Origin of the sequence: Pseudomonas sp. BAY1663 (assembly GCF_000582595.1) — a bacterium.
In the GTDB taxonomy this organism is placed as follows: Bacteria; Pseudomonadota; Gammaproteobacteria; order Pseudomonadales; family Pseudomonadaceae; genus Stutzerimonas; species Stutzerimonas stutzeri_AF.
This window is the reverse complement of sequence record NZ_AZSV01000027.1, coordinates 41,216-50,422: the sequence shown is the minus strand read 5'-3', so window position 1 is coordinate 50,422 and position 9,207 is coordinate 41,216. Positions and strand designations below refer to the sequence as shown.

General features: G+C 68.3%; 4 protein-coding genes and 1 pseudogene. 3 read left to right on the top strand and 2 right to left on the bottom strand.

Annotation, left to right across the window (positions count from 1 at the left end):
- Positions 1-230: 230 nt before the first annotated feature.
- Together BAY1663_RS10065 and xthA are read right to left on the bottom strand one after the other, a co-directional pair.
- Positions 231-1,606 (bottom strand): annotated as a pseudogene (locus BAY1663_RS10065) (phosphate ABC transporter substrate-binding/OmpA family protein).
- Positions 1,607-1,727: 121 nt separating this feature from the next.
- Complete coding sequence (gene xthA / locus BAY1663_RS10060) at positions 1,728-2,540, bottom strand: exodeoxyribonuclease III (protein WP_037040122.1); 813 nt, start codon at positions 2,538-2,540, stop codon at positions 1,728-1,730.
- A 267-nt stretch (positions 2,541-2,807) separates the two neighbouring features.
- Between xthA and BAY1663_RS10055 the strand changes: the two genes are divergently transcribed.
- The 3 genes from BAY1663_RS10055 (at position 2,808) to BAY1663_RS10045 (ending at position 8,997) form a co-directional block, all read left to right on the top strand.
- A complete protein-coding gene (locus tag BAY1663_RS10055; RefSeq protein WP_037040120.1) occupies positions 2,808-3,443 on the top strand; it encodes an N-acetyltransferase in 636 nt (211 codons plus the stop codon).
- A gap of 194 nt (positions 3,444-3,637) precedes the next feature.
- Positions 3,638-5,320, top strand: coding sequence for an autotransporter assembly complex family protein (locus tag BAY1663_RS10050; RefSeq protein ID WP_256206652.1), 1,683 nt, complete (start codon positions 3,638-3,640; stop codon positions 5,318-5,320).
- Positions 5,317-8,997, top strand: coding sequence for a translocation/assembly module TamB domain-containing protein (locus BAY1663_RS10045; protein ID WP_037040117.1), 3,681 nt, complete (start codon positions 5,317-5,319; stop codon positions 8,995-8,997). Before BAY1663_RS10050 ends, BAY1663_RS10045 begins: the two co-directional genes overlap by 4 nt.
- Positions 8,998-9,207 lie beyond the last annotated feature (210 nt).

The window sequence follows — 9,207 nt, the reverse complement described above, 5'->3', positions numbered from 1 at the left end:
CGAGGCTCAAAAGCATCGCCCCGAGGTCGGGGCTCCCACAGAAGCAGCCGGTGCACACCGAACCGGTGGGAGGCGCGCCCCCGCGGCGATAGCAGGCCGCAGGACTGCCCGGGGCAAAAGCATCGCCCCGAGGTCGGGGCTCCCACAAGAACAGCAAGCCCACGCCGAACCGGTGGGAGGCGCGCCCTCGCGGCGATTGCAGGCCGCAAGGCCTGCCCGGAGCAGGGGGCTCAGTAAACCCAGATCTCGACGCGCCGGTTCTTCACCCGGCCGCTGCCCTGGTCATTCGAAGCGACTGGAAGTTCTGATCCCATTCCATTGATTTCCCTAAAGAAAGCGCCGCGCTTGCTCAGCTCGCGGCGCACCGTCATGGCGCGCAGTTTGGACAGCAGGGCGGCGCGCGTGGGGTCGCTCTTGGTGTCGCCGAAGCCGATCAAGGCCGCACTGCCGACGAGCTTGCCGTGGGCGCGCAGGTAATCCGCCACCCGGTCGAGATCGCGCTGGGCCTTGTTGTCCAGTTGCGCGGTGCCTTCCTCGAAACGGAAGTTGACCGTCAACCGCTGGGCCTCGCTGGCCAGACGCTGGTAGAACGCGGGCATGTCCGCCTGGGGCGCCTGCCTGACCACGTCGACGTGCTGCGCCACGTAGCCGGACTGCTCGACGATCTGCTGGCCGGCGCTGCTGTGGATGAACTCGATGTAGGCCTGGTCCATGGGGTCTGGCCGCTCGGGCGCGCATAGAGGAACAGGCGACGGGACAACGGGTAGTCCTCGGTGGCGACCAGCGCGTTGAGCGGCAGCATCGGCTGCGACTTGCCATCGGCGATGGCCAGTGCCTTGGCCTTGCCCAGCGAGGCCAGCCCGGTGAAACCGATGGCGCCGCGATTCAGCGTCACCGCGCGCGACAGGGCGTCGTTGGATTCGTAGCGCCTGGCGCTATCGGAGAGGGTCTTGCCCTGGCGCGCCAGGACCAGCTCGTTGAACGTGTCCCAGGTGCCCGAGCGGTTGTCGCGGGCATGCAGCTGAACCGCCAGGTCCGGCCCGCCCAGCTCGCGCCAGTTGCGAATCTCGCCGGCGAACAGCTCGGCCAGCTGGCCGGTGGTCAGCGATTGCACCGGGTTGTCCGGGTGGACCACGATGGCCAGGCCATCGATGGCGATCACCTGTTCCGCCTGGGCGCTGCGCATGTCGCCCAGTGCCACCAGCTCGGCGCGCTCGGCGGCCTTGATCGGGCGGGAAGCGGCGGCCAGGTCGCCATAGCCGTCCTTCAATCCGGCAAAACCGGTGCCGGTGCCGTGCGCGGCCACCGTGGCGTAGACGGGGCGACCTTCCGGGGTGCGGGCGCTGATGCGCTGCTCGTTTTCCACCTCGGTGGGCTGGGTGCGTACCTCCTGCAGGCCCTGGGCCTCGAACAGCCCGGCGATGAGCATCGGCGCGAGCTTGGCCCCCACGGTATTGGAGCCGTGAATGCGCAGCACCGGCGTGTCGTCGGCAGGTAGTGGGAGTGCGGCGAAGACCTGCGCGGGGATGCTGCAACCAGCCAAGCCGAGCAACAGCAGGCTCAGAACCCGGGCCCGGAACCTCTCTACGGTGATACGTGGCGACATCTCGCGACCTCCCTGTTGAAGGCCGCGAGATTAAGACGATTCGGTTACCGAAATATGACGGCGCGCCGTGCCCGTTGGTTATCGCGCCAGAATGCAAACTGGCGCAAGTTCGGCACGGGGATCAGGCCAGTTCGATCCACACCGGGCAATGATCGGACGGCTTCTCCATCGCACGGATATCGTAGTCGACGCCGCAATCGGTGACCCGTTCGTGCAGCGCCGCGGTGGTCAGGATGTAGTCGATGCGCAGGCCCCGGCGCGGTTCGTCCTCGAAGCCGCGGCTGCGGTAGTCGAACCAGCTGAAGCGGTCGACGACTTCCGGATTGAGGGTGCGAAAGCTGTCCTGCAGGCCCCAGCCCTTGAGCCTGCCGAGCCATTCGCGCTCTTCCGGCAGGAAGCTGCACTTGCCGGTGCGCAGCCAGCGCTTGGCGTTCGCCTCGCCGATGCCGATGTCGCAATCTTCCGGCGAGATGTTGAAATCGCCCATCACCGCCAGCGCCAGGTCCGGGCTGAACTGCTGTTCGAGCAGTGCCTGCAGGTCGGCGTAGAAACGGGTCTTGGCGGGGAACTTGACCGGGTGGGCGCGGCTTTCGCCTTGCGGGAAATAGCCGTTCATGACCGTCACCGGCTGGCCGTTGGCATCGGCGAAACGGCCCCAGATGAAACGCTTCTGCGACTCCTCGCCGTCGCTGGGGAAGCCCTTGTGGATTTCCAGCGGTGCCTGGCGCGAAAGCAGGGCGACGCCGTAGTGCCCCTTCTGGCCGTGGTAATGCACGTGGTAGCCGAGCGCCTCGATTTCCGCCTGGGGGAACTGCTCGTCGGCCACCTTGGTTTCCTGCAGGCCGATGATGTCCGGCTGGTGTTTTTCTATCAGCGCAGAAAGCTGATGAGGTCTTGCGCGCAAGCCATTGATGTTGAAGGAAACGATTTTCATAGGATATCCATGCGTGTTGCCTGGGGGCGACGCTTGCAGGTGACGGTCCACCCGGGGCGTCAACCACTGCGCCGGCCTGCGGCGCCGGGGGTGGGCGAAAGCCGTGATTCTAGTGACTCGCCGCCGTGCATACCAAGCGCGTTTCCGTAGCATGCTGGCTGCCGCCTGCTGCAGGGCCGCCATGCGGATGAAGAGGGCGCTCGTGGCGGGCTGGGCGGCCGGCTGCTAAGTTGCAATCATCCTTGCAAAAAACAGCCGAGAGCCGCCATGACGATACCTGCCGAGGTCCGTACGCTCGATAGCGGTTACGACCGCGAAACCCGCTCGTTGCTGTATCACGCCTATCGTCACGAACCCACCTTCGCCTACCTGTTCGAGGCGGATCGCCCTGGTTACGAACAGCGCGTGCGCGCGACCGTGCGCGAGCTGGTGAACCAGCATTTCCTGCAGCAGCAGCCGGCGCTCGGTCTGCTGCAGGAGGACCGGCTGATCGCGGTCGCGCTGATCGCGCCACCACAGCGGCGGCTGGACATCACCGAGAGCTGGGCCTGGCGCGCGCGCATGCTGCTGACCGCCGGGTTTCGCTGTACGCGGCGCTATCTGGACTATCACGATGCGGTGCTGGCCTGCTTGCCGGCCGGGGCCGTCCATCTGCTGCCGCTGCTGGGCGTGCATCCGCAGTTCCAGGGCCAGCACTACGGCGAGCAGTTGCTGGCGGCGGTGCACGACTGGTGTGCCGAGGACGAGAGCTCCGAGGGCCTGGTGATCGATACCGGCAACCCGCGTTACCTGAATTTCTACCAGCGCCAGGGCTACCAGGAGATCGGCCAGGTAGCGGTCGGGCCGGTGGTCGAGCATGTGTTCTTCCACCCGGCACCGCGGCGCTTGGAGGCGACGCGCTAGGCGCGCCGAATTTTATCGTGCCGGGCCAGTCTGAGTGGCCTGACACCCGACGATGCCAGCCCATGCCCGGACCACCGCACGAACACCCTGCCGACCGCCTCGCCGCTGCGTTCGGGCATGCCGGGTGGGGCATGCTAGCATTGCGCGCCATGTGCAAATCGAACCGACTCGGCCTGCTGGTAGCCGTACTTGTGATGTTGACCGGGATCGGTACCGGCGCCGCCGAGCTCGATGTGCGAATCGAGCCGGCGAACCGGGCGCTGCGGGAAAATATCGAAAACTACATCGGCGACCTGGGTGACCGCGACGCCCGCGAGTTGCTGCGCTACAGCCGGGTCGCGCAAAGCCAGGCGGAAAAGGCACTGCAGGCGCTGGGCTACTACCTCAGCCGGATTCGCAGCGACGTGAGCGAAGGCGAGGAGCCGACGCTGATCCTGCATGTGCGGACCGGCGAGCCGGTGCGCCTGCGCAACATCGAGGTGCGCCTGGACGGGCCGGCGGCGCAGTTCTCCGGCTTCCGGGTGGCCGAGCGCACCCTGCGCCAGGGCGACGTGCTCAACCATGGGCGCTACGAAGAAGTGAAGCAGCAGTTCCTCAACCAGGCCTCGCGCTATGGCTATTTCGATGGCCGCTTCACCCGCCAGCGGCTGGCGATCGACCCGCGCGAGAACACGGCTGACGTCGAACTGGTGTTCGACAGCGGCCCGCGCTACCGGCTGGGCGACGTGCGTTTCGAGGGCGACGCGCCGTTCGACGACGATCTGCTGATGCGCATGGTGCCGTTCAAGGCCGATACCCCCTATGACTCCGAGCTGATCGCCGAACTCAGCCAGGCGCTGCAGTCGAGCGGCTATTTCGAAGGTGTCCGGGTCGATGCCAATCCGACCACTGCCAGCGAGCAGCGCATTCCGGTGGCGGTCCGGCTGGCCACCCGCAAGCCGCGCACCTTCGGCCTGGGCCTGGGCTATTCCACCGACGTGGGGCCGCGCATCCGCCTGAACTGGACGCGCCACTGGGTCAACCCGCAGGGCCACAGCTACGGCGCCGAAACCGAGCTGTCGGCGCCACGGCAGAACGTCGGGCTCTGGTACGACATCCCGCTCGACCCGCCGCTGACCGACAAGCTGCGCTTCGTCGGCGGCTACCAGAACGAGGAAATCGCCGGCACCGACAGCCTGAGCCGCCTGCTCAAGGTCGGCCCGGAATGGCACAGCCAGTTGCCCAGCGGCTGGCAGCGGGTGCTGTCGCTGAAGTGGCAGCACGAGGAATACCGCCTCGGCGACGACTCGGGCCTGAGCACCCTGTTGATGCCCGGCGTCGCCTACAGCTACCTGCGCAGCGACAACCGCATCGACCCGAGCCAGGGCTACCGCCTGCAGTTCGAGGTGGCGGCGGCCAAGGACGGCGTGTTCTCGGACGCCGACCTGATTCATGCCAACGTGCTGCTGCGCGGGCTGACCACGCTCGGCCAGCGTCATCGCTTCCTCGGCCGCGTGCAGCTCGGCGGCAACTGGACCGACGAGTACGTCAACGTGCCGCCGTCGCTGCGCTACTTCGCCGGTGGCGACCAGAGCGTGCGCGGCTACGACTACCAGAGCCTGTCGCCGACCAATTCCGATGGCGACCGGATCGGCGGCCGCTACCAGTTCGCGGTCAGCGCCGAGTACCAGTATTCGATCGCCGAACGCTGGCGCATCGCGACCTTCGTCGACCAGGGCAATGCCTTCAATTCGCTGGAGTTCCCGACCCTCAAGAGCAGCGTCGGCGCCGGTGTGCGCTGGGTTTCGCCGGTGGGGCCGATTCGCGTCGACCTGGCGCACCCGCTCGATGGCGATGGCGGCGTGCGTCTGCACTTCTCGATGGGGCCTGAATTGTGAGGCGGGCATGGCGGGGCGTCGGCTGGACGCTGCTCGGCGCGCTCCTGCTGCTGATCGTCGCCCTGGGCGCGCTGCTCGGCACCACCGGCGGCAGCCGCTGGCTGCTGGCCCAGGTGCCGGGGCTGACAGTCGAGGCGTTCGACGGCACTCTCGGCCGGCGCTGGCAAGCCGAGCGGCTGTTGTGGGAGCAGGGCGGCAACCGGGTCGAAATCGAGCGTCCGCGGCTTGCCTGGTCGCCGGCCTGCCTGCTGAAGCGGACCCTGTGCATCGACGAACTGCTCGCCGGCGATATCGAACTGGTCTTCCCGCCCGCCGAGTCGGAGCCGGACGCCGAGCCCTTCAGCCTGCCGGACATCGACCTGCCGTTGGCGCTGCAGGTCGGCCGCATCGAGATCGGCCGCCTGCGGCTGAACGCTGCCGAACAACTGCGCAGCCTCGACCTGCAGGCGGACTGGCGCGCCGCCGGGCTGGACATCCAGCGCCTGACGCTGCGCCGCGCCGATCTCGATCTGGAAATGCGGGGGCGGCTGCAACCCCGGGGAGCCTGGCCGCTGGCGCTGCAGGGCCAGGCGGCGCTGCGCTCGCCGGACATGCAAGCCTGGGCGCTGATGATCGACCTCGAAGGCGACTTGCGCGAACAGGTCCGCCTCGCCGTACAGAGCCAGGGCTATCTCGAGGGTTCGCTCGATGGCCAGCTGCGCCCGCTCGACCCGCAGCTGCCGGCGACGCTGAAGCTCCGTGCCGACGGCTTCAAGGCCATGCCCGAGCTGCCCGATACCCTGCGCCTGGACGAACTGGAACTGGCCGCGAACGGGAACCTGGAGGACGGCTATCGTTTGCTCGGCACCGGCCTTCTGCCGGGCGAGGGCGGCAACGTGCGCCTGGCGCTGGAAGGGCTGCTCGAGGCGAACGGGGCGCGGCTCGACACCCTCGAACTGGATGCCGGCGAGCAACGCCGGGTGCGCCTGAGTGGCGATGTCGACTGGCAGCAAGGCCTGGTCGCCAATGCCGATCTGGCCTGGCGGGACTTCCCCTGGCGACGGCTCTACCCGCAGATCGACGAACCGCCGGTGGCGCTGCGCGAGCTGACGGCGCAGTTGCAGTACGACAACGGCAACTACCTCGGCCACTTCGACTCGGCCATGAGCGGGCCGGCGGGCGACTTCACCCTGGCCAGCCCGGTCAGCGGCAATCTCGAGGTGGTGCATCTGCCGCAGTTGCAGTTGCGCGCCGGGCAGGGCAGCGCCAGCGGCTCGCTCAGCGTCGGCTTCGCCGACGGCATCAGCTGGAATACCGACCTGACGCTCAGTGAACTCGATCCTTCCTACTGGCTTGCCGAGCTTCCCGGCAAGCTCGGCGGCTCGCTGAAAAGCCGTGGCGCCTTGCGCGAAACCCGGCTGCAGGCCGAGGCCGCCCTCGACATCGCCGGCCGCCTGCGCGGTCAGGCCACCAGCCTGCAGCTGCAGGCCAGCGGGGAGGACGGTCGCTGGGCGCTGCCCGGCATCGACCTGCGCATGGGCGACAACCGTATCCATGGCCAGGGCACCTGGGCGCAGACTCTGGATGGCCAGCTGCAACTGCAGCTCGGCCGCCTGGCCCAGCTGTGGCCGGACCTGCGCGGCCAGTTGAACGGGCAGGTCGGACTCGCCGGCACGCCTTCGGCGCCGCAGGGGCATGCCGAACTGAGCGGCCGCAACCTCGGCTATCAGGACAACCGGCTGCGCCGGCTCAGCCTCGACGCCCGGCTGGCCGAAGGCGAGCAGGCGCGCCTGACCTTGAGCGCCGAGCGGATCCGCGCCGGCGAAACCGATCTCGGCGCACTGCGGGTGGAAGCCGACGGTACCCGCGAGCGGCACCAGGCGAACCTGCAGCTGCAGGGGCCGCTGCTGAACCTGGCGCTGGCCTTCGACGGCGGCCTGCGCGACGGCGACTGGCGCGGCCGCCTGTTGCGCGGCAGCCTCAGCGCCGAGCAACAGGACTGGAACCTGCAACAGCCCGCGGCGCTCCGGCGCTTCGCCGATGGCCGGCTCGAGTTCGGCGCGCATTGCTGGATGTCCGGCCCCGCCAGCCTCTGTGCCGAGGACCAGCGGCTGCTGCCCGACCCGCGCATCCGCTATCGCCTGCGCGATTTCCCGTTGCAGACCTTGGCGGGTTATCTGCCCGATGATTTCGGCTGGCAGGGTGAGCTGAACGCGGACATCGAGCTGGACCTGCCGGCGCGAGGCCCCAGCGGCCGGATCAGCCTGGATGCCGGCCCCGGCGTGCTGCGCATGCGCGAAGGCGATGAATGGTACGAGTTCCCCTATGCGACCCTGGCCCTGGACAGCCGCCTGCTGCCCGAGCGCGTCGACAGCCAGTTGCGCTTCCAGGGCGGCGAGCTGGGCGAACTGGAGCTGCACGCACGCATCGATCCACGCCGCGAGATCAAGCCCCTCTCCGGCGAGTTCCGCCTGAATGGCCTGGACCTGGCCGTGGCGCGCCCGTTCGTGCCGATGGTCGAGCGTCTCAAGGGCGAACTGAACGGCAGCGGCCAGCTCTCCGGCAGCCTGCAGCACCCGCAGCTGAACGGCCAGCTGGCCCTCAGCGACGGCGAGGTTTCCGGCAGCGAATTGCCGACCACCTTCGAAGACCTGCAGGTGCGCCTGCTGATCGATGGAGAAAGCCTGCGCATCGACGGCGACTGGCGCGCGGGCGAGCAGGGCCGTGGCACGCTGGCCGGCACACTGGCTTGGGCCGAGGCGCTGGACCTGGACATGCGGGTCAGCGGCAATCGCCTGCCGGTGGTGGTCGAGCCCTATGCGGAGCTGGAAGTGGAGCCGGATCTGCGCATCGTCCTGAGCGGCCAGCAACTGGCCGTGAGCGGTCGGGTCGAGGTGCCCCGGGGCGCCATCACCGTGCGCGAACTGCCGCCCTCGACCGTGCGGATTTCGGAGGATGCGGTCATCGTCGGACGCGAGGCCGAGGAGCCGGCGACGCCGATGGCGGTGAAGATGGATATCGATGTCGAGGTCGGCCAGGATCGCCTGCGCTTTTCCGGCTTCGGCCTGACCGCCGATCTCGCCGGCTACCTGCACATCGGCGACAACCTGGACGCCCGCGGCGAACTGCAGCTCAAGAACGGCCGCTACCGTGCCTACGGCCAGCGCCTGACCATCCGCCGCGCCGAGTTGCTGTTCACCGGAGTGCTGAGCCAGCCGTTCCTGAACATCGAGGCGATCCGCCGTATCGATGCCGAGAACGTGGTGGCGGGGCTGCGCATCACCGGCAGCGCCGAGCAGCCGCGCGTCGATGTGTTCGCCGAGCCGGCCATGAGCCAGGAGCAGGCGCTTTCCTACCTGGTCCTCGGGCGGGCGCTGGGCGCCGATAGCGGCGACAGCAACCTGCTGGCGCAGGCGGCGCTCGGCCTGGGCCTGGCCGGCAGCTCGTCGATCACCGGCGGCCTGGCACAGCGCCTGGGCATCCAGGATTTCCAGCTGGATACCGAAGGCACCGGCGCCACCACCAGCGTGGTCGCCACCGGCCGCCTGAGCGAACGCCTGGCACTGCGCTACGGCGTCGGCGTGTTCGAGCCGTCCAACACCATCGGCCTGCGCTACCAGTTGACCCGGCGGATATTCCTCGAGGCCGCCAGTGGCCTGGCCAGTTCGCTGGACCTGTTCTACCGGCGCGATTTCTAGGGGCTTTTAGGGTCTGTTGACGTTTCATCGCGGCCGCGCCGGAGCCTGTTTTTGCGCGAGGCAAGGCACGAGGAGCGTAGTTTGGTCATTCCAAATCAGCGACGAGTAACGCCGCATCGCGCAAAAACAGGCCCGGCCCTTTGGGTTGCGCGGCAAATGGCGCCATGCGGCGTTGCGGGACTTGGCAAGGGAATGACCATTACCTGCGTC

Bases quoted from the DNA above. Each gene is read 5' to 3' on its own strand.
- xthA (WP_037040122.1), bottom strand. From the start codon at position 2,540: ATGAAAATCGTTTCCTTCAACATCAATGGCTTGCGCGCAAGACCTCAT.
- BAY1663_RS10055 (WP_037040120.1), top strand. From the start codon at position 2,808: ATGACGATACCTGCCGAGGTCCGTACGCTCGATAGCGGTTACGACCGC.
- BAY1663_RS10050 (WP_256206652.1), top strand. From the start codon at position 3,638: ATGTTGACCGGGATCGGTACCGGCGCCGCCGAGCTCGATGTGCGAATC.